Origin of the sequence: Lactobacillus agrestimuris (assembly GCF_943193025.1) — a bacterium.
Classification (GTDB): domain Bacteria; phylum Bacillota; class Bacilli; order Lactobacillales; family Lactobacillaceae; genus Lactobacillus; species Lactobacillus agrestimuris.
In genome coordinates this window covers 26,393-48,250 of the sequence record NZ_CALPCQ010000015.1, presented here as the reverse complement: position 1 = coordinate 48,250, position 21,858 = coordinate 26,393, and the positions used below count along the sequence as shown (strand labels likewise).

Here is a 21,858-nt window from a genome sequence, read left to right as displayed (position 1 = left end):
AACTCAGTAGAATATTTAGTCATAAAAAATACCTCACAATCATTAGATCTATGTCTAACAATTATGAGGCACTTCATAATCTCAATCCTTTTTTTATTGATAGAATTTTCCGGCAGCCTTTCGATTAGCAGTTATAACCTTCATTGGATCGATCCAAGTACCATTGTTTTTCCACCAGTATTTACATGGATCACCGTGTTTATCTATATAATTTTTATCTGTTTTAGTTAAGCCAAGATGAATATGTGAACCAGTTAAGCGACCGATCTTTTGTCCCATCTTAACTTTTTCACCTTTTTTAACATAAATATCGGTGATACTCAAGAAACCTTCTTGATAAACTTGCACATAACCATCTGGACTGATGACCCAGATATATAATCCCATTCCCGGACGGAAGTGCACCTTATGTACTACACCATCATGTATGGCGAAAACAGGAGAGTGTCCAACTTCAGAAAAACCAAAGTCAAAACCATCATGGAAATAGCTTTTGGGCTTTACTCGCCTAATAACATCAGTCTCACCAAATTTTTGCCCAGATTTGAAGTTGATTTTTTTCTCATCTAACTTCTTAAAAGGGTAAATCCATGTCTCAGCTACCTTTTTCTTGACTACTTTTTTCTTTTTTACTTTGTGGGTTGGTTCAAAACCATGAACAAAATCAAAAGGATTGTGTATCATTGGAAAACAGGCAATTGCAATAATTAAAATTGTTGTAAAGAAAAAAAGATAAGTTTTCTTTTTATGCTTTTTGCTCATTAAAACAATTCATCCCGCTTTCCATCTAACATATGCTCACTAATATTAGGATCAAAAAATACTGGCAAATCATGATCAAAGTTAAAAGCGAGTTTAGATTTTTCAAGTTCATTTTTTGACATCCAAGATAATGCGCCCTCATCAGAAGCCTTTAATTCACCTGAAAAATCTTTAGCATGGTAGAAAAAGACGAGATAACGATGTTTATCATTATCGTAAAACTGCTTAACACCAACTAATTTAGGATGTTTTATATCAAGCCCGGTTTCTTCCTTAACTTCTCGAATAACTGAATCATTAAATGATTCATGATCTTCAACGTGTCCCCCAGGGAAGGTAAGACCTGGCCAAACAGGATCATTTCGATCGATTACTAGTATTTTATTTTTATTTGTAATCATGCACATATTAGTTAATGTGACGGGTTCATTCCTATTCATAGTTTCATCATCCTTTTGTTATTATTCATTGTAACAAAAGATTATAGTTTTTAATTATAATTTTTTACTTTGGTATGCTAAAATTTTAATAAATAATGACAAGTGAGGAAAAAATGAATTTACGTTTAAATACTTTAGCTGAAATGGTTGATCCTAATAGTAGACTTGCTGATATTGGAACAGACCATGCATATTTACCTATTTTATTAGTGAAAAACAATAAAATTAAATTTGCAATTGCTAGCGATGTTGCAGCGGGGCCATTAGATAATGCGAAAACAGATATCGTCGAAGCTGGTCTAACTGGAAATATTGAAACTCGCCTTGGTTCAGGTCTTGAAACAATCACTCAAGAAGATAATATTGATACTGTAGTTATTGCCGGAATGGGTGGTAAGCTGATGAGTGATATTTTAGAAGCAGGTTGGCAAAATGGCTTTCGCTTCGAAACTTTAGTATTGGAACCCAATATTGGAGAAGCCGGCGTTAGAAATTGGTTGATGGAGCATAACTATCAAGTAATAGAAGAGCATTTAATTGAGGAAGCAGGACATACCTATGAATTAATTAAAGCAAGATTTGTCAACAAAAAAGTAATAATGTCTGAAGAGGAACTTTTTTTTGGACCATATATATTAAAAGAAAAAAATTCTGTCTTTTTCAAAAAGTGGCAAGGTCAATTAGCTTACCGTAAGAAACTACTTGAAAATTTAAACAAAGCAAAGGACAAAGATACAGCCCGAATTAATAAAATAGAAAAAGAAAATAAAATGATTGAGGAGAATTTAAATGACGAAAGTTAGAGATATTGTAAATTGTTTAAGAAAAGATTTTCCTGAAGATATAGCAAGTAGTGGCGATCCAGTTGGAATGCAAATTGGTTCAATTGACGCAGACGTTACTAAAGTTATGACTACGCTAGATGTGCGTCCAGAAGTTGTAAATGAGGCTGTCGAAAAGGGCGTTGATTTTATCGTAAGCCATCACCCTGTAATGTTCCGACCAGCTCGTAATTTGGACTTTAGCGATCCTCAAAATGCAATGTACGGTAAATTGATCAAAAATGGCATTACTGTATATTCAATTCATACAAATTCAGATAAAGCCCAAAATGGATCAAGTGATTGGGAAGCAGAAGAATTGGACCTTCAAGATATCCAACCATTTTGTCCAGATGATGATGGAATTGCAATAGGACGCAAAGGTAGATTGCCAAAGGAAATGACGTCCGAAGAGTTTGCCTACTACGTTAAGAAAAAGATGGGAATTAAAATGGCCCGTTTAATTACTGCTGACAACAATAAAAAGATTAATACAGTTGGTTTTATTTGTGGTGATGGTGGTAAATATTGGCGTCGCGCACTTGAAGAAGGACTTGATGCCTTCATTACTGGTGACATTTATTACCACGTGGGACACGATATTATTTCTTCTGGCTTAACAGTAGTTGATCCAGGACATTATACAGAAAAACTATTTAAATATAAGGTTTTTGATCGTTTAAAGGACTGGAATGAGGAATACAATTGGAATGTGGGCGTTGAGCTTTCCGAAGTATCGACTAATCCATTCCAAGATTTATTTTAGAAAGGGAGACAAATAAGATGGAATATCCAAACTTGTTACCACGTTTTTTAAAGTACGTTAAAGTGAATTCACGTTCTGACGAACATTCAGATCGTTTTCCTTCAACTGAACGTGAAGAAAATTTCCAAAAGAATGTTGTTATGAAGGATCTAGAAGAATTGGGTCTTGAAGACGTACACTATAATCAAAAATCAGGTTGTGTAATTGCCACAATTCCTTCTAACGTTGATTATGATGTACCTGTAATGGGATTTTTAGCACACTGTGATACTGCTGATTTTAATTCTGAAAATGTAAAGCCACAGATACATGAAAATTATGATGGAGAAAGTAAGATTCAATTGGGAGACTCTGAATTTTATCTTGACCCAGCAGTGTTTCCAAATTTAAAGAAGTATAAAGGACAAACTATCATTACAGCCTCAGGAGATACTCTTTTAGGCGGGGATGACAAGTGTGGTATTTCAGAGTTAGTGACTTTTTCAGAGTACTTAATGAATCATCCAGAAGTTAAGCATGGTAAGATTCGTTTAGCATTTACACCAGATGAAGAAATTGGCACTGGAGCAGAACACTTTGATGTAAAAGAGTTTGGTGCTAACTTTGCCTTTACAGTTGATGGAGAAGCTCCAGGTAAACTTGATTGGGGAACTTTCTCAGCTGCACAATTTGGACTTGATATTCAAGGTGTAAATGTACACCCAGCTGTTGCGAAAGGTCAAATGATCAATGCAATTCAAGTTGGAATCGACTTTCAAAATCAGTTACCACAAGATGAAGTTCCAGAAAAAACTGATGGTAAGCAAGGCTTCTTTCATATCATGAATTTTGATGGTACTGTTGATCATGCTCATCTCGATTACATTATTCGTGACTTTGAAAGAGATGGTCTTGAAAGACGTAAGAATCTCGTCAAGTCAATTGTTAAGAAGATGAATGATGAATTTGGCACTGAAAGATTAAAGCTTAAGATGTGGGATCAATATTACAATATGGCCGATGAACTTAAAAAGCATATGGAAATTGTTGATTTAGCCCGTGACGCTTATAAGGCTGAAGGGCTTGAAATTAATGAAGATCCAGTTCGTGGTGGTACTGATGGTTCACAACTTACATATATGGGTTTGCCATGTCCTAATATCTTTGCTGGTGAAGAAAATATGCATGGCCGTTTTGAATATACTGTACTTGAATCAATGTACAAAACCGTTGATGTAATGCTTAAAATGGCACAACTTAATGCTGAAAGAGCTAAATAGTGAAACAAAAAGTATAAATTTGATTTAACTGTTGAAAATACTTAAGTCCAAAAAATACTGTAATAACAGTAAAGATATTTATTATAATTTTTAATAAAATTTATGCACTGACGTTAAAGTGAAAAATAAAAGGGTCGATATTCCTTATATATTAGGGAATATCGACTTTTTTGCTTTTAGAATTTCAAAATTATGATTCGTGAAACAAAATAATTGACTTGTCAACGTAATAAATTTGAGTTACTATAACAGTGTGATAGATAAATAATACACTATACATGAGGTGCGAAATGGAATTTAAAGATAATATTCCTATTTATCTTCAAATTGAACAATACCTATATCGTCAAATTGCTTTAGGTGAATTAAAAGCAGGTGAAAAGATTCCCTCTGTTCGCAAACTTGCACTTGAATTAACAGTTAATGTAAATACAGTTCAAAGAGCTCTTGGGCAGATGAACGATCGAGGAATTCTTTTTACCAAGCGTGGTGAAGGTAATTTTGTAACGGAGGACACGGAATTACTTAATCAAACTAAACAATCATTAATTGATAATGAATTAGATAATTTTGTTCAAAACATGGAGAAATTAGGAGCTGACGGGGATAGTTTGGTTTCAATTTTAGAAGATTATCTAAAGAGGAGGAATAAAGAAAATGAATGATTTGCTTAAGATCAACAATCTCAGTTATAAGAAAAATCAAAAGACAATATTAACTAATGTAAATCTCAATATTGAAAAAGGTAAAATTGTTGCTTTGCTTGGAGAAAATGGTGCTGGTAAAACCACTTTAATGCGAATTATCGCTGGTGTTGCTAAGAACTATAAGGGACAAATAGAAGTAAATGGTGCAACAAAAGAAGCAGAGCGAAAGGCTAAACTTTCCTTTACTGATGGTCTAAACGGCTTTAGTGATTCAACAAAGATAAATGAAATTGTTGAATTTTATGTAAATATCTTTTCAGATTTCAATGAAAATGAATTTGAAGAATTAAGTAAATTTATGAAGCTTGATCCAGAGATGAAATTGAGTCAACTTTCGAAAGGAATGCGTGAAAAGCTGGTTATTGCTTTAACCTTTGCTAGAAAAGCAGATTTATACCTTTTGGATGAACCATTTGGCGGAATTGATGCGATGTCACGTAAGAAAATCATCAACTCAATTATTATGTGGAAAGATGATGATGCTACAATCTTGATTTCAGATCACTTTGTAAATGAGATTTCTACTCTTCTTGATGAAGTTGTGATTATCAAGAATGAAACTATCTTTGCCCATAAGACTGCTGATGAAATTCGTGAAAGTCATAAGAGTGTCGAAGGATACTATGAAGGATTATATGAAGGCGAGGATGATTAAAATGACATCTTTTTGGACCTTATTTAAACAACTTTTTAAACAAAAAAATAAATCCGCAAATTTAGTCTTTTTAATTCAATTAGCCGCAGCTATCGTTACGATGATTATGGCTTTTATTGGAACGATAAATACTTCATCATTCAAGTTTCAAATTGGACCTGATATCAGTTTGAATCTATTTTCTGGTGTAATAGTTGGAATTATTGCAACCTTCTTAGGATATAGTTTTTTAGCTAATCCAGCATATATAATTATTACAAGTTGGAAGAACGAAAAAGTGAACCGCAGTCAAACATGGCGTTTGGTTCCAATGAATGACGGTCTAATCTATGTATGTAACACACTTAGTTCATTTGCAAGTTTTGTTTATCTTATAGTATTACAAGCTATTATGGCTGTTTTAGCAGCAATTATTACCTACGCTTCAAGTGATCAAGTTAGAAGTGCTGTAGCAATGGTGCTTAATAAAATGGGAATGATAAGTAGCCAACCTTTGATCTGGGAATTTTTAGGCGATAGTCTTTTAATGGTTTTGCTTGCTTCTTTACTGGGACTATTCTGGTACGTAATAGTTAGTTTTTTACATTTTACTAGTTGTGCAATTATTGACTTTTTGCCAAATGGTTCTAATAAGTTTTTAGTATTCGTTGTTAGATTGATTGTTTTAATCGCGGTAGTTTACATTTTGACTGTACTTGGTAATCTACTAGGTAATATTGGGCTAGATTCTATATTTGGGAATAATAATGATTTTGCTGTGTCTATGATTCCAGCGTTTATTGATATTATTATCTTAGATCTTATCTTCGGTATAGTTAACTTCCTTTTAATTAACAAATTCGTTGAGGCTAAGCAAAGTAGATAGGAGAATACTTGATGACAAGTTTTGGCAAAATTTTTAATCAAATGTTCTTGCGCAAAAGCCGTTATGTTCATTTGATACTTTTAATTCAATTGTTTTCAATCATTTTTTTGAGCTTGCTAATTCTTATTCAAAATCCACATGGAGCTCCAGATATTCTTTTGTCTATGTTTCCAGGAAACAGATTCTGGACGATTCCATTCTCAATTAGTGTAATTACAACTGTTTTTGCAGATCTTACATTATGTGGCTTAATGTGTTGGCAAAATCAAAAAATTAATATTTCAACCACTTGGCATTTGGCACCTATTTCAGAAAACAAAGTCTATTTAAGCAATATTCTTTCAAGTGTTGCAGAATGTGTATATATCTTCATTATACAATTCATTTGGGATTTAATTATTGGATTAATTTTTGAATCAACTAGTGGAAGAAATATGATTAATGATCTTGCACCAACATTTTCTGATGCCAGCGATGATCTTGAATTAATTATTTTTCTAATTGCATTAGTATTAATCATCTTTACATTTGTTGATTTTGTAAACTTTTCATCACATGCAATTAGTGACTTTTTACCGGTCAAGAATGCAAAATGGGTAAGAATTTTAATTGTTGCAATCTTAATTATTATTGCAGCATACTTATTCTTGAATATTAATTCCTATATTCAAGATAGAGTTAATCAAACCTTTAATTCTTATGTTGAATTGTGGACGTTAAATGTAGAATATCTCTGCGGAGCTATAATTTTTGGAATTTTGAATTTATGGCTTAAGAATAAGTACGTTGAAACTAAAAATTAACAAAGAAGGAACCTGATTTTATAGGGTTCCTTCTTTTGATATAAAAAATCACCAAAACCCATAAGTTTTGGTGATTTAGCAATTTAAGCGTTAGATGAGATGTAATCTAAAAGTTGATTAATTTCTTCATCTGTAAATACTCCAGATCCAGTTTTCATTGCATGAATTTTTTCAACTGATAAGTGACTTCCAAAAGCCATATCAGTATCGCTAATGTGATGTTTTACTTGAAAATCAATAATTGCATCTGATAATTCTTCTTGTTGATTCATAATTATCATCTCTCCTTATTGATTAATTTTAACATAAAATTTAGAAAATAAGTCTGATCACTTTAAAAGTTTAAATTGATTTAAACTTCAATTGATAACTGATTTACGCTCAACTGAATGGTAAAATAGTTAGGATATGAATGAATTTTTGAATAAATTAAATCAGATTGATAAAGAACTGAATAATAACTCTGTTCATCAGCAAGTTTCAGAGATTAATAAGATTATTGCATGCATTGATCAAAAGCAAGTAATTAGACACGCTCCTAATCGTCTTGGATTTTATCCAGATGAGATGGAGTTGCTAACAGAAGAAATTGGAAAAGAGCATGAACGATTAATTAAGGCGATTAATAATCTTTTAAATAGCTTTAGACAATATTTGTCATTGCACTATGGTATTTGGTCACTGCCAAATTTAAGGACTGCTCAATTGATAAAAGAAAAGTATGCTGCAAACTCTGCATTAGAAGTCATGTCTGGAAATGCTTATTGGTCAAAGGCATTAAATGATGTTGGACTTCAGGTGATAGCAACAGATTCACTCGAGTGGGCCAAGACTTCTTCAACCGGAAAAAAGAAATTTCTGCAGGTTGAAAATCTTGATGCAATAAAGGCAATTGAAAAGTATCAAAATGTGGATCTTATCATTTGCTCTTGGGCTCCAAATTTTGGTCATAGTGATGTTAAATTAATTAAAGCCTGGCAAGCATCTGCTTCAAATAGTAAGTTGCTTTTTATTGGAGAAAAAGATGGTGCTACTAATTCTGGAACCTTTTGGTCTCAAGCCCAATTTGTTCACTCAAAGCAGTTGGATGAAATAAATAAATCATTTTCAAATTTTGATTTTATTGATGAGAAGATATACGAAGTGAAAAAAATATGAACTGGAAAAAAATCATCTTAATTTTTATTATATTTTTGACTTTTATTGGAACTGGGAGCATCTTGTCCAATGTTCAATCTAAAGAGGCCAATCAGCTCTTAGAGACACATGGTTTGAGCAATAATACTAGGTATTTTACAACTAATAGTAAACAAACAATTAGCTTTTTTTTGAAGTATATTGATAAGAACTTCCATAAAGAAAAAATCCAATTTCATTTTGACAGTAAAATAAATCGAGACCAAGTTTTAGTTTGGGCCAACCGAAATGTTTTATCAATGTCGACTGATACTGGACGATTTTTTACCTTAGATGACTTTTCTGGTCGCGTTTCATTTGCAGTCCTTGGACCAAATGCACAAGTTAAGGTGATGGAAACTCAAGGAAATAAATATATTCATATAAATGATCAATATTATACAGTTATTGGTGAACTGAAAAAATATCACCAAATTGAAGAAAATAAATACTATTTGAGCACTGGAATTGATCAGCCAACTGCAAAAGGACAATTAAGAGATTATCGTATAATCATTGATTCGAGTAACCCTGTTATCAAAAAAGTTGCGAAGCATTATCATGCAAAAACCTCGGTTCCGGCTTTTGTAAGAGATCATCAAATTCATAGTTTTTCTGTGATCAAAGAAATTTTATTAATTTTTGTAGTCTGGTTAGTTGCAATGGTATGTAATGCATTGATCGCTTTAATCCATTGGCACCAGATAAAATTAACTAATTTAAAACACAGTTTCTTCAATAATTGGTTTACCAATCGCTTTATCCGTTTAGTTTTAACAGAATCATTCTTAGCATTTATTTCTTATATTGTTTTATATAGTACTGAGTTCTTTAAAGGAAATGAACATTTAATAATGTTGATTGTAGCCAACCTTTTAGTTGGAATTTTTGCATACATCGCAACCTGGGACTACTTAAATAAGTTTAGAAAGAAGAGATAATTAATGCTCAATTTACCTCAAGATTTTAAAAATAAATATCAAAACTTATTAGGAACAGATGAGGCCGAAAAGATGTTCCAAGCAATGGATAATGAGAGCAAAAAGGCCTATCGAATTAATCCGTTGAAGTTTAACCAAAAAGTATCATATGCAGAAAATCATCCTGTTCCTAACATTAAAAAGGCCTATTACGCAGATGTTTCCGGTCTTGATCCTGAATGGGTAAGTGGAACAGTTTATTCTCAGGATCCGTCGGCAATGTTTCCTGCAGCAATTGCAAACATTAAACCTGGTGAAAAAGTATTAGATCTTTGTGCCGCACCTGGTGGTAAGAGTACGGCGCTAGGACAGGCCTTAGAAGGTAATGGAATTTTAGTAGCTAACGAAATATCTGCTAGCCGTGCCAAGGTTTTAAGAGAAAATATTGAACGTTGGGGAATTACTAATGCATTGATTACAAATAATGATTCATTCGCTTTGGCCAAAAATTTCGAGCACTACTTTGACAAGATTGTAGTTGATGCACCATGTAGCGGAGAAGGGATGTTTAGAAAGAATCCCGAAGCAATTGAATATTGGTCTCCAGAATATGTTTTAACTTGCCAAAAACGACAAATTGAAATCTTGGAGCAAGCAGTTAAGATGCTCAAGCCAGGTGGACAATTAGTTTATTCAACTTGTACATTTTCTCCAGAAGAAGATGAAGAGATTGTCAGTTGGTTAGTTAAAGAATATCAGATGGAGATATTGACGATCGATTCAATTAGTTTGGAAAAGGTGAGTCATGGAAACCCGGCCTGGGGTAGCGTATCTGGATTAGAAAATACTATTAGATTTTGGCCTCAGGATGATTTGGGTGAGGGACAATTTGCGGCTTTATTAAAATTACCAGAATCAAAAATTGAAACTGAAAAAGTAAGAAAAGCTAAAAAAAGTAAGAAGAAAGCTTCTTTATCAAAAGAAACTAGCGAATTAATTGCTAAGGTACTCAAAAACTTTAAGTTACCTATAGAAATTGAAAATTGGGATTCGAGAGTGCAAGTAAGAAATGATCACGTATTTATACCTGCAATAGATAAAAGTCGCTTAAAAGGGCTAAAAATCCTAAATAATGGACTTGAATTAGGTATCTTAAAGAAAAATCGCTTTGAACCAGGTCATCAACTTGCTGAGGTCTTAGGGCAAGTTGAGCAAACTTATAGAATCAATTTGTCATCAGAAGACGAATATAAAAAATATTTACACGGAGAAACCTTACGTGTTGATACTTCATTAAAAGGCTTTGTTTTAGTTAGTTATCATGACTTTATTTTTAGTTTTGGTAAAGTAACTGGCAATGGTGTACTCAAGAATTTTTATCCAAAGGGTTTAAGAATCTAAATATAAAGTAAAAGAAGAATCTCAATTTCGAGATTCTTCTTTTATTTTTCTTATATTATATATTTAATTGATACAAAATGTTTTTAAGATAAAGATCATAATAGATTTGAATTTCCTGAACATTCTTTAAATTCGAACAGGCAAAGATTGCCATTAACCCAGCCAATTCTTTTTTCCATTCTTGAACAAATTCCAATAATCCTTCTTGACCTTGATCAAGCAGTTTTTGTAATAATACGTTCGAGATACCAACGTATTTTCCACCTAATACTAAACCTTTAAGGATGTCTAATGGGTTTCTTACACCACCAGATACAATATAATCAATGCCAGCTTTTTTAGCAATTAGAGCTGTTACTGGGGTTGGAAGTCCAAGATCCTCAAGATAAGTTAAATCATTGCTATTGCGACTATTTTCTATTTGAGCAAAATTTGTTCCGCCAGCACCAGCAACGTCGATAAGATTAAAGCCATTTTCTTTCAATAGTTTAATTGAGCCTTGATCAAAGCCGAACCCAACTTCTTTAACTATTATTGGCACATCTATTGCATTTTGTAGCTCTTTCATATTATTTAACCAACGATAGTCACGCTCACCTTCAGGCATTGCTAACTCTTGAACTGTATTAACGTGAATTTGAACTGCATCAGCTTGGAGTTCATTAGCGATAGTTTTTGCATCCTTAGCCGGTGTCAAAGGATTAATATTTATCATTAAAACACCATCAGGATTTTCATCACGCGCAATTGAAAAGCTGGCTAGTTGATCAGGCTCATTAACTAAGATACTTGATGAGCCTAGTGCCATGGCAATATTGGCCTTATTTGCGACATAACCTAAGCTTTTGTTAATTTCAAAAGATTTTTTTGATCCACCTGTCATTGCATTAATAAAAAATGGGGCAGAAACTTTCTTCTTAAACATGGTCGTCTTAATAGAGTTAAGATTAACTTTTGTTTCGGGAAGAGCAGGTCTTAATAGGTGAACCTGGTCAAAATAGTTTTGTTTTTCTTTATTAAAAAACATCTGAGCTAATGCCAGATGTTCTTCTTTTCTTTCTGATCGTTTAGACATAGACCCTCACTAGTTGCTATAAGTAATTTGATGAACCTTTAAATTTAAAGGCAAAATATCATTAATTCGCCATTCTCGTTCAAGTGCATCAATGTCAGTAGATTCATCGGTAATAACGATTCCGCAGTCACCATTTCCAGCACCCGAGGTTTTAGCTGCACAACCAAAATTTTCGGAAATATTAATTAGACGAGTAAGACGAGGAATTTCAATGGCAATGTGATTGATTTTTGCAAAATGTTGCAAAATTTTACGATTTACACGAATTTGATCTTGAATTAAAGTAATATTTTTTTCCTTAAATCCGCGTACCATCTCTAATACACATTTTCTAGAAGCTAATAAAAATCTTCGATATTCATCATCAAGAGCCTTTTTATTAGCATTAGTTTCGTCTACTAGTCTAGAAGTTGAGGCGGGCTTTTGACTCCAGCCAATTATCAATTTCATACCGGCAGGAGGGGTCAATAATTCAATATTAAGACCTGGCCAAGCTTCATTAATCACTTTAGATAAAGATTTACTACTTAATTCACGTTTTAACCAATTTTTATCAAATGTTTGATAGGCTAGCCAACCACCGTATACACTAGCTGCAATATCTCCAGCAGATCCGTTTCCTTGAACTGAATAATGGGAGATAGCAGATAACTTGTAGACTAATTCATTGCTGAAATCTACACCATAAAAACGCAATATTGCTTTTACAGTTGCGACTGTGACGGCTGCGCTTGAACCTAAACCATATTTTTTACCATCGGCTGAATCAAGATCTGAATTTACATGGAGATCATAAACAGTCATTTCGATATTTTGCTCAATACAATATTGTTCAGTAAAAGAGATGGCCGAAAGAATATATTCAAATGGATTATCACGATTATCAATTACCATCCTAGATCCTTGTCGAACCCAATGAATTGAATCTTGTGAATATTGCTTTGAATGAATTAAACCAGTACTTGTTTTGCTTTTTGAGATAGAAACTCTAACAAACTGATTTACTGCTACTAAAATAGCAGGACAATCTTGTTCTAAAACTGCGTATTCACCAGCAATATATAATTTTCCAGGCGCCTTTTCTGTTATCAAAGAACCAATCCTCTAATCTATTCTATAAGCTTAACTGACATAAAAAGTTTTAGTCCAGATAGCTAAGCCCTGGACCAAAACTTGCCTTTATTATCTTAACATTATTGAATTCGGACTCAAAGATTTTTTCAATATCTTTTATATTTCTTAATTGAGTCAAAATCTTTATATTCGGACCAGCATCAATTGTGTAGTAACATTCAATTCCTTTTTGACGGAGATCTTGAACTAACTTGATCGCTTTAATTGTATCTGGTTCAAAGTAAGTAAAGCCAGGTTGAGCAGTAAAATTTAGGGCGTGCATTTCGCTAGCGTTAAGTTCTGCCAGTTCACCTAATTTGGTAAAGTCATTACTTTTAATTGCAGTTATCATTTCTTCTAATTCATAATCATTACGATTAATCCAAGTATCAAAGAATGGGGAAGTCTGTGCTTGTTTCATCCCTAAAGTTGATGAGACTTTCTTCTTTTGACAATTTAATTCAACTGCTAGTAATGATAAATCCATCTGAGGATTTTCATCTAGTGAGTAAGCAAATGAACTTAAATCATCATGTCCTTTTTGCCAAACAGCAAATCCACCAAAAATTGATCTACTTGCAGATCCAGAACCAATTCTTGCTAAGCGTGATAATTCTCGATCAGATAAATTTAAATCATAAAATTTGTTAAATGCTCCAGCTAAGGCTGCAAAAGCAGAGCTTGAAGAGGCAAGCCCCGCTGCCGTAGGTACATGATTAGTTGATTTTATGATTAATTTATCTGAAAAACCAAATTCATTTTGTAATCTTCTAACATAATTGATGACGCGGTTAGTAGATTCAGTATCCTGTTTTTGATTATTTAAATAAAATTCAGTATTTTCAGAACTCTTTTCAATTGAAGTATCAGTATAAAATTTGTCTAAAGTCATCGATAAACTAGACATTAAGGGTAAACGCAGTTTAGCATCAGCCTTTCCCCAGTACTTGATTAAAGCAATATTTGTGTGTGCACGTGCAGTAGCTTTCATTAGATTTCCTCAATCCAGTAATCATTAATTAATTCTTTGCTGTTTTCTGCGATTTTCTTTGCAGTTTCTTCATTTGAACATAAGGCAATAACAATACCACCAAGTCCACCACCTGAGAATTTAAAACCCAAGGCACCATTTTCATGAGCAATCTTTTTGATCTGATCAATTCGCTTAGTTGATAATCCAAAGGAAGCTAGAATTTCTTGTGCTTTATTAAAGTATTCACCAATACTTGAAGCATCGTGACTTGTCCAGGCGGTCATTGTTTGATTTGCTAGATCACCAAGCCTTTCAATTCGTTTGTTGGCATCGATTGATTCATTAAGTTGATGCCTTACCTTGGTAACGGCTTCTTTAGTGTTACCCATTTCACCGGTATCCATAATTAATAGAGTGGCACCTAGTTTGGCTTTTAATTTTTCTGGACCGTCTTGAGTGTTGAAAAAAACTAAGTAATCGGAATCAACTGTTGCTGCATCAAGACCTGAGGCTTTACCGTGATTAATAGTCTCAGCTTGATTAGTGATATCCATGATTTCTTCGTGAGATAATCCTAAATCAAAGTAAGCGTTCATGGCCTTCGTAGTTCCCAGGGCAACAGTGGCACTTGATCCAAATCCACGTTCTATAGGAATTTCACCAGTATATGTAACTTTTAAATTTTCAGTGCTATTGGCTTTTTTTAAAATAGTTTTGATAACAAATTTTAAACCATCATATTCATCAGGTGCTTCAAAGAGCGGTCCGTGATAATATTTAGTATCCATCCACATTTCATCATTTGCTTCAACAGTTGTTTTAATATTTAAGGATTTGATAGGCATGCATAATGCATTGTATCCATAAACTACAGAGTGTTCACCAATTAAAATTACTTTACCGTGTGAAAGATAACTACTTTTCATTATAATTTCCGTCCTAAATTCAAATTAGTTTTCTAACTTATCCATGATAGAATAAGAGCAAGGAGTTTACGAACAAATGATCAAAATTATTACAGGTCGACAGACCGATCCGTTACAAGAAAAAATTCTGGAACAAGCAGTAGAAAACTACAAACAAAATCCAGAATATGAAACTTTTATCATCGTCCCTAATCATATTAAGTTTACCACAGAAATTAAAGCAATTAACAAACTTGCAAATAGTCAAGGTAAAACTGAAACTTCTGTTAAGAATTTGCAAATTTTATCATTCTCACGATTAGCTTGGTATTTTTTAAAAGAGAGTTCTGATAAATTAGAAACACAGCTTGATGATGCGGCTGCAGCAATGCTCTTATCTAAAATTATTGAAAAGAGAAGAGCCGAATTAAAACTATTTCAAAATACTAATATAAATTCTGGCTTAGTGAGCCAGCTCTATGATTCAATTTTACAAGTTTATAATGGAAACATTGAACTAGATGAAATTAAAACTGATGATTTGGATAATGAAACAAAGAACAAATTGCACGATTTAAAAATCATTTATTCTGATTTTAGAGAAGAAATCGCTGGAAAGTTTATTACCAAAAATGAAACTGAAATGAAGTTAAATGAAATTTTAGCAAGTAGTGAAGATCTTAAAAATACTAGTTTTTATTTCACTGACTTCTCTCACTTCTCATTACAAGAATTGTTGACAATTCAGTTATTAACAATGAAGGCTAAAAATGTAACTTTGGCTTTTAAAACTAAAATTGGTGAAATAAATCCTGCAGCAATTCCAGGAGATTACGACTATGTAATTCAAAATACCATTAAAAGATTAATCGACTTTTTGAATAAACGAGAAATTGACTTTGAACATGAAACGTTTCCCTTGAATTCTAAACAAACTGAACGTGAAAGATTAAATTCACTCTGGACTGATACAATCTCTATAAAAGAAAACTTAGAGAATGTCCAACTTGTTAAAGCTGATTCTCGTTATTCAGAAGCATATTTTGTTGCACGTACTATTTATCAACAAGTTGCACTAAATGATTATCGTTATCAAGATTTTTTGATTCTTGCGCCAAATTTGCATGAATATGAAACTTATCTAGTTCCAATTCTTCGTCAGAATGGAATTCCATTCTTTAATGATCTGCAGCAGGAGATGAAGTATCATCCACTAGTTGTATTAATTGAAAACTTAGCTGCATTATTAAAAAGACCTTGGCAAAGCAACAATTTGCTTGCGATTTTAAAAACAAGGTTACTTATCCCAGAATGGTATCATGATGAAGCATCATATAGTAGGGATGTAGATGATCTTGAAAACTTTGTTTTGGCACATGGTATAAATCATACTTTGTGGAAGAAGAGTTTCTCTAATTTTATTTCAGCTGATGTAATTAGATTAGATAAATTACCAGATGAAATTGGAAGAATAGATAAACTACGTCAATTTTTAATTGAAAAGATCGACAAACTTTTTAATGATTTAAAGGCCGAGACAGATAGTCAAAAAGCCGTTACCACTTTTTTCAATTTCTTAACTAATAATGGAGTTACTCAAAGGCTTGAAAAGTGGCGTGATAAGGCCAATGAAGCAGGTGATTTGCAATTAGCTCAACAACCTGAACAATTATGGGATTTATTAATAACTCTTTTAAAAGACTATCTTTTAATTAACTCAGAAAAGTTTGATTTAGCTGAATTTTTTGAAATGTTAATCAATTCGTTTAGACAAGCAAACTTTTCACAAATTCCATCAACTCTAGATGCGGTAAATATTTCTGAAATAGGTATGGTTCAGAATACGACCTATAAACAAGTCTTTATTATTGGAGCAAGCAGTGGTAGTTTGCCAAGTATCCAAAAAACACCAGGATTTTTAAGTTCGGAGAATTTGGAAAATATGTCTGCAAGCTTTAAAGAAGATTCCTATCTTGAAGATCGACAATTGACCAATAATCTTGATCAAAACTACCAATTCGGTTTAGCAATGGCATTGGCTCATGATAAACTATATATTTCGTATCCACGTCTTAATGCAATGAATGAAGAGTTAGATCCATCTACTTTTTATGAACGATTAAAACAATTCCGAGCTCCTGAAATGGAACAACACGATTTACCTGATAAAATGCAGGACGTACTTTCATTCATTACAAATCCAGATGCTAGTTTGGGGTATTTAACATACTTGAATTCTATTACTAAAAATAATAGTATTTCTGAACTATTGAATCTCACTAAGAATAATATTCCTGAAAAGTTTGATTCAATTGAACAAGCCAATCAATTTGATAATAATCCGATTGATATTGGTCTAGATCTTGCTCAAAAGTTATATGGACAGGATTTAAATTCTTCTGTTTCTCAACTTGAAACTTATTATGAAAATTCATATGAATACTTTTTAAATTATGGTTTACGTTTAAGAAAGAGATTTGAAAATGAGTTAGATGTTATTCAGGCCGGAAATTATTTCCATGAAACTTTCGATAGATTGGTAAAGGAATTAAATGCTAAAAAACTAAATCTTGCTGAAATCGATGCAATTGAACTTGAAAAGTTATTAGAAATTGCTCGAACAGAGATGAAAGATGATAGTAAATACGCGCAATTGATGAATGATCCCTTTAATCGATATTTATTTACTTGCCTTGATAAAACCACTTCAAAAGTAGCAAATAATTGGCGAAATATGTTGAATGACACGCCTTTAAGAGCTGCATATTCTGAGTTAAGCTTTGGATCTAGTGAAAAAATAAAGGGACTTAAGTTTGATCTACCTGATTTAGCTGGAAAGCATTCCGTTAATCTACGTGGAAAGATTGACCGAGTTGATTTGGCGAAAGTTTCTTCAAATCAAACTTTGGCACAAATTATTGACTATAAGTCTTCTGCTAAAAAATTTGATTTAGGGATGTTCTATAACGGAATTTCACTTCAAATGATTTCGTATTTGGATGTTTTATCCAAAAACGCGAAATACTTTGCAAGTGATAAATTGTCCTTATTTGGAGCTTTTTATCAAACAATTACACAAAAATTAGATCGCTTAAACGGTAAAGAGCTAATTGGTAGTGATCTCAATGTAAAGGATAATCTCTTAAATGGTAAGCAAAAATTAATGTATACAGGAATCATTTCTAATGATCCCAAATTGTTAGTAGAAGCAGAGCCGTTATTACAAGATAGCTCTATGAGCTCTCATGTTTATGCGGGAGTAAAGACTAAGAAAAATGGCGGATTTACTTTACCAAGAAATAGTAACTTTAGTGAAGATGAACTTAAGATGCTCCTTGATTTTGATGAGTTACTAATTAAAGAAGCTTCAAATGAAATATTGTCTGGAAAGATTACATTAAATCCATATCGCTACGGAAAAACTAAAAATGCACTAACATATTCTGATTATCGAGATATTTTCTTCTTTGATGCAATGCTTCGTCAGAATCAATATCACGATATTAGTAGTTTGAGTAAAAAAGAGCTCCTTGAAAAAATTAAAGATAAATTGAATGGGGAAGATAAATAATGCCATTTACTAAAGAACAGGAAGAAGCTATCAATGAACGAGGAAGAGATATCTTAGTTTCAGCTTCTGCTGGCTCAGGTAAAACAACGGTACTAGTTCAACGAGTATTAAACGAAATATTATCTGGTACAAGCGTTGATCAGTTACTAATTGTTACTTTTACCAAAGCTGCTGCAGAAGAAATGAAGTCTCGAATTAAGTCTGAATTAAGAAACGCATTGATAACTGACAGAAAAAATCAAAATTATTTGCAACAACAATTAAACTTAGTTGATACGGCAAATATTTCAACTATCGATGCTTTTTGCTTGGATGTAATCCATCGCTTTTACTACGCTGCTAATTTAGATCCAAGTTTCAGTATTTTAACTGATGATACTCAAGCAGAATTATTAAAAGAGCGAGCTTTAAAGGAAATTGAAACAGAATATCTTGAAGCTAAAAATTCTGAATTTATAGATTTTTATAATAATTTCGCTGGAGATAGGGATGCTGATTCTGCAAGAGATTTATTATTAGATTTATATAATTTTGCTATGGCAAAACCTCATTATCGCCAATGGCTTAAGAATTTGTCCCAAGAGTATCAAGTAAATAGTGATATTATTCATACAGATCTCTGGCAAAAAGATATTAAGCCGTATTTAAAAAAGAGTTTTGATCGCTTAAATATTAAGTTAACTGAATTATTAAATAATATTCAAATGCAGACCAAAGAACTTGTTAAAGTACAGGAAGATTTTACGCTATTTCATTCCAATCTAAATCTTTTTATCAATGCGCTTGAAACTGATAGTGATTATAATCAATTGCGTGACCTACTAAGAAGTTGTTTATTCGTTGGTAAATATCGAAAATCAAAAAAGTGGGATGAAGATTTACTAGAATTTTACGAAAAGACGCAATCATTTAAAGATGATGCTAAGGCTCTTATTTTTGATACTTATACCGCATTTTTTGCTAGTGACGAAAAAGAACAAATTAAAACTATGGAAAGTGGTAAAAAGCTTATTTCAATTATTAGTGAAGCTGAAATTAAACTAATTGATCGTTTTAATGCGTTAAAAAGAGAAGAAAACTTCCTTGATTACAGCGACATGGAGCAGATTGCTTTTGAAATTTTGAGCCAAGATACTTCTAATTCAAATTTGGCTAGAGAATTTTACCAACACAAATTTAAAGAAATTCTTGTTGATGAATATCAGGATATTAATCCATTACAAGAAGAAATTATTCAAACATTGAAAAATGATGAAACAAATAATCTTTTCATGGTAGGAGATGTAAAGCAGTCAATTTATGGTTTTCGTCAAGCTGATCCTAGTTTGTTTTTAGAGAAGTATAGAATTTTTGGAGCTTCAGATAAGAAAAGGAGGATTCTACTATCGGATAATTTTAGATCTACTAAGGCAGTCACTAAAACAGTTAACAAGATTTTTAATCCGTTAATGACATCTGATTTTGGGGGAATTGATTATCAAAAAGAAGGACAATTAGTTTTTGGTGCAAGCTATTATCCAGAAAACATTAGTCAAGCCAGTGAACTAATTTTTCATGAAAAAAAATCTTCTACGGAAAGTGAAGATGAGGATTTAGATTATTCAGAAATTCAAATAGTAATCCAACGTATTAAGCAACTAGTTAAAGACAAAGTTCAAATCTATGATCCTGGTAAAAACAAAAAAAGAACTCTTAATTATAGCGATATTGCTATTTTGACAAGAAGTAGAAGTAATAACTTGGAAATTATGCAAGAATTCGCCAAAAATGAGATCCCTTTGTTTATTTCTGATGCGCAAAACTATTTTCAAACATTTGAATTAACAATCATCATGGATTATTTACGTATTATTGATAATCCAGATCAGGATATCCCTTTAGTTGCTGTTTTAAGATCGCCATTATTTAACTTAAACGAAAAAGAATTAGCTTCAATTCGAATCAATAGCAAAAACTCTAGCTTCTATAATGCAGTATTAGCTTATGTAGCAAAAAATGATGACCTCAGCAAGAAGTTAAAGCACTTTTTAAATCAGCTTTCAGATTTAAGAGATTTTTCTGTAAATCATCGAATTTCGGAACTTATCTGGAGCATTTATGAACGAACTAACTTATTAGAAATCATGACTGCTTTGCCCAATGGCGAACAAAGAAGAGTAAACTTAGAAGCGCTCTATGAAAGAGCCAGCTCATATGAAAGCGCGGGCTTTAAAGGACTTTATCAATTTATTAGCTTTATTGATAGAATGCGCAGAAGTAAAAAAGATTTAGCGCAGCCTCTTCTGACCAAAGATGCAGGAAATGCGGTTAGACTAATGACTATTCATGGGTCTAAGGGATTGGAATTTCCAATTGTCTTTTATGTAGGGATGCAGCATAAGTATCAAATGCAAGACCTTAGAGGAAACTACATCATTAGTGGTGATAGCGTAGGCTTAACTATTCGTCAACCTCAGTATCGTATTGATACTTTAGTTAAAGCAATTTCCAATGTAAAGAAGAAACAACAACTTCTTGAGGAAGAATCTAGAATTCTTTATGTTGCGTTGACAAGAGCCAGACAAAAATTGATTCTAATTACTGAAATTCCAAATTATGAAAAGAAAATTCAGAAATGGGATAATTTGAGTTATGATAACGGAGGTCTATCTTTAAGAGATAAATTATCTGTAGCTAGTCCTTTAGATTTTGTTGGACCTAGTTTAGATTTAAATAGGAGTATTCCAATAAGTTTGAGCGATATCAATTTAGGAATTGATCAATCTGATTCAATGCTAAAAATAAAATATACTGAATCGCTTGAAACAGATACTGCTAAGGGGAAAGAAGTATCAGCAGATAATAATCAACCAAATATAGATTCCTTAAAAAAGTACACTGAAAATCTTTACAATTTTAAATATAAATTTATTGATGCAAGTAAAACTACAGCCTATCAAGCAGTTTCAGAAATTAAAAATGCTTTTAATGATTCATTGGATAGTGATTTAGAAAATTCACATTTTATTCCATCTAATAATCGTTATTTACAGCCAATTGATACTAAACCAAACTTTTTATTTAAAAATGAATATACAGGTGCTGAAATCGGGACTGCAACTCACTTAATATTGCAATACTATGATTATGAAAAAGAACCAACAGAAGATAATTTAGATGCTGAAATTCAACAACTTATTAATCAAAATAAGCTTGATTCGGAACTAGCCAAAAAGGTTAAAAAGGATGAGATTTTATGGTTTGTAAAGAGTGATTTTGCTAAACCATTTTTTAAGAATCAAAATAATTTAAAACGAGAAGTAGATTTTTCTAGTATAATTACGGCAAATCGATTATTTCCATCTTTTAGTGATCCAAATGCTAAAATATTAATTCACGGAACCATTGATGGATACTATATAGAAGATGACGGGATTATTTTGTTTGACTATAAAACTGATCATGTTGATAAAGCTCATTTAGATAATTCAATTAAGAATATAAAAGAAAAATACACAGGACAGCTTCGTTTATATGAGCATGCTCTAAATGAATTCGAACAAGTAAAAGTTAAGAGCAAGTATTTAATTCTACTTGACGCCCAAAAAGTCGTTGAAGTAGATTAGAATATGTTCAAATAAAGTATCATAAGAAAGGGGGATGAATT

At 32.3% G+C, this 21,858-nt stretch carries 19 protein-coding genes; 12 read left to right on the top strand and 7 right to left on the bottom strand.

The window, feature by feature from the left end:
• Positions 1-93: 93 nt before the first annotated feature.
• Entirely contained in the window at positions 94-762 is a 669-nt protein-coding gene (locus NFR82_RS05960) for a M23 family metallopeptidase (RefSeq protein WP_251717381.1), read from the bottom strand.
• Entirely contained in the window at positions 762-1,202 is a 441-nt protein-coding gene (locus NFR82_RS05955; protein WP_251717380.1) for an 8-oxo-dGTP diphosphatase, read from the bottom strand. Before NFR82_RS05955 ends, NFR82_RS05960 begins: the two co-directional genes overlap by 1 nt.
• Before the next feature lie 113 nt (positions 1,203-1,315).
• On the opposite strand from NFR82_RS05955, the gene NFR82_RS05950 reads away from it, so the two are divergent.
• The 7 genes from NFR82_RS05950 (at position 1,316) to NFR82_RS05920 (ending at position 7,078) form a co-directional block, all read left to right on the top strand.
• On the top strand, positions 1,316-2,005 hold the full coding sequence (locus NFR82_RS05950) for a tRNA (adenine(22)-N(1))-methyltransferase (RefSeq protein ID WP_251717379.1): 690 nt from the start codon (positions 1,316-1,318) through the stop codon (positions 2,003-2,005).
• The gene (locus NFR82_RS05945; RefSeq protein WP_251717378.1) at positions 1,992-2,789 is read left to right on the top strand and encodes a Nif3-like dinuclear metal center hexameric protein; all 798 of its coding nucleotides are present in this window, start codon (positions 1,992-1,994) and stop codon (positions 2,787-2,789) included. Before NFR82_RS05950 ends, NFR82_RS05945 begins: the two co-directional genes overlap by 14 nt.
• A gap of 17 nt (positions 2,790-2,806) precedes the next feature.
• Positions 2,807-4,048: a peptidase T gene (gene pepT, locus NFR82_RS05940; RefSeq protein ID WP_251717377.1), complete on the top strand. Its 1,242-nt coding sequence runs from the start codon at positions 2,807-2,809 to the stop codon at positions 4,046-4,048.
• Positions 4,049-4,338: 290 nt separating this feature from the next.
• On the top strand, positions 4,339-4,713 hold the full coding sequence (locus NFR82_RS05935; protein ID WP_251717376.1) for a GntR family transcriptional regulator: 375 nt from the start codon (positions 4,339-4,341) through the stop codon (positions 4,711-4,713).
• A complete protein-coding gene (locus NFR82_RS05930) occupies positions 4,706-5,410 on the top strand; it encodes an ABC transporter ATP-binding protein (RefSeq protein ID WP_251717375.1) in 705 nt (234 codons plus the stop codon). Before NFR82_RS05935 ends, NFR82_RS05930 begins: the two co-directional genes overlap by 8 nt.
• Position 5,411: 1 nt before the next feature.
• The gene (locus NFR82_RS05925) at positions 5,412-6,275 is read left to right on the top strand and encodes a hypothetical protein (protein WP_251717374.1); all 864 of its coding nucleotides are present in this window, start codon (positions 5,412-5,414) and stop codon (positions 6,273-6,275) included.
• Between the two features lie 11 nt (positions 6,276-6,286).
• A complete protein-coding gene (locus NFR82_RS05920) occupies positions 6,287-7,078 on the top strand; it encodes a hypothetical protein (protein WP_251717373.1) in 792 nt (263 codons plus the stop codon).
• Positions 7,079-7,161: 83 nt separating this feature from the next.
• Here the strand turns inward: NFR82_RS05920 and NFR82_RS05915 are convergent, their stop codons facing one another.
• Positions 7,162-7,350 carry an LBP_cg2779 family protein gene (locus tag NFR82_RS05915; RefSeq protein ID WP_251717372.1) on the bottom strand — a complete coding sequence of 63 codons (189 nt, stop codon included), beginning with the start codon at positions 7,348-7,350 and terminating at the stop codon, positions 7,162-7,164.
• Positions 7,351-7,486: 136 nt separating this feature from the next.
• Between NFR82_RS05915 and NFR82_RS05910 the strand changes: the two genes are divergently transcribed.
• Genes NFR82_RS05910 through NFR82_RS05900 form a run of 3 tightly spaced genes read left to right on the top strand, consistent with a single transcriptional unit; the run spans position 7,487 to position 10,575 of the window.
• Positions 7,487-8,236: an SAM-dependent methyltransferase gene (locus NFR82_RS05910; RefSeq protein ID WP_251717371.1), complete on the top strand. Its 750-nt coding sequence runs from the start codon at positions 7,487-7,489 to the stop codon at positions 8,234-8,236.
• On the top strand, positions 8,233-9,195 hold the full coding sequence (locus NFR82_RS05905) for an ABC transporter permease (RefSeq protein ID WP_251717370.1): 963 nt from the start codon (positions 8,233-8,235) through the stop codon (positions 9,193-9,195). Before NFR82_RS05910 ends, NFR82_RS05905 begins: the two co-directional genes overlap by 4 nt.
• Positions 9,196-9,198: 3 nt before the next feature.
• The gene (locus tag NFR82_RS05900) at positions 9,199-10,575 is read left to right on the top strand and encodes an RsmB/NOP family class I SAM-dependent RNA methyltransferase (RefSeq protein ID WP_251717369.1); all 1,377 of its coding nucleotides are present in this window, start codon (positions 9,199-9,201) and stop codon (positions 10,573-10,575) included.
• 55 nt (positions 10,576-10,630) lie between these two features.
• Here NFR82_RS05900 and fni read toward each other — a convergent pair whose 3' ends face one another.
• The 4 genes from fni to mvk are packed head-to-tail and all read right to left on the bottom strand — an operon-like array spanning position 10,631 to position 14,662.
• The gene (fni, locus tag NFR82_RS05895; RefSeq protein ID WP_251717368.1) at positions 10,631-11,650 is read right to left on the bottom strand and encodes a type 2 isopentenyl-diphosphate Delta-isomerase; all 1,020 of its coding nucleotides are present in this window, start codon (positions 11,648-11,650) and stop codon (positions 10,631-10,633) included.
• Between the two features lie 9 nt (positions 11,651-11,659).
• Positions 11,660-12,742, bottom strand: coding sequence for a phosphomevalonate kinase (locus NFR82_RS05890; RefSeq protein ID WP_251717367.1), 1,083 nt, complete (start codon positions 12,740-12,742; stop codon positions 11,660-11,662).
• Positions 12,743-12,791: 49 nt separating this feature from the next.
• Positions 12,792-13,754: a diphosphomevalonate decarboxylase gene (gene mvaD / locus NFR82_RS05885; protein ID WP_251717366.1), complete on the bottom strand. Its 963-nt coding sequence runs from the start codon at positions 13,752-13,754 to the stop codon at positions 12,792-12,794.
• The gene (mvk, locus tag NFR82_RS05880; protein ID WP_251717365.1) at positions 13,754-14,662 is read right to left on the bottom strand and encodes a mevalonate kinase; all 909 of its coding nucleotides are present in this window, start codon (positions 14,660-14,662) and stop codon (positions 13,754-13,756) included. The genes mvaD and mvk overlap by 1 nt, the downstream gene beginning before the upstream one ends.
• A gap of 76 nt (positions 14,663-14,738) precedes the next feature.
• Between mvk and NFR82_RS05875 the strand changes: the two genes are divergently transcribed.
• Together NFR82_RS05875 and addA are read left to right on the top strand one after the other, a co-directional pair.
• Positions 14,739-18,212: a PD-(D/E)XK nuclease family protein gene (locus NFR82_RS05875; RefSeq protein ID WP_251717364.1), complete on the top strand. Its 3,474-nt coding sequence runs from the start codon at positions 14,739-14,741 to the stop codon at positions 18,210-18,212.
• Positions 18,212-21,817 carry a helicase-exonuclease AddAB subunit AddA gene (gene addA, locus NFR82_RS05870; protein ID WP_251717363.1) on the top strand — a complete coding sequence of 1,202 codons (3,606 nt, stop codon included), beginning with the start codon at positions 18,212-18,214 and terminating at the stop codon, positions 21,815-21,817. The genes NFR82_RS05875 and addA overlap by 1 nt, the downstream gene beginning before the upstream one ends.
• Positions 21,818-21,858: the final 41 nt, after the last annotated feature.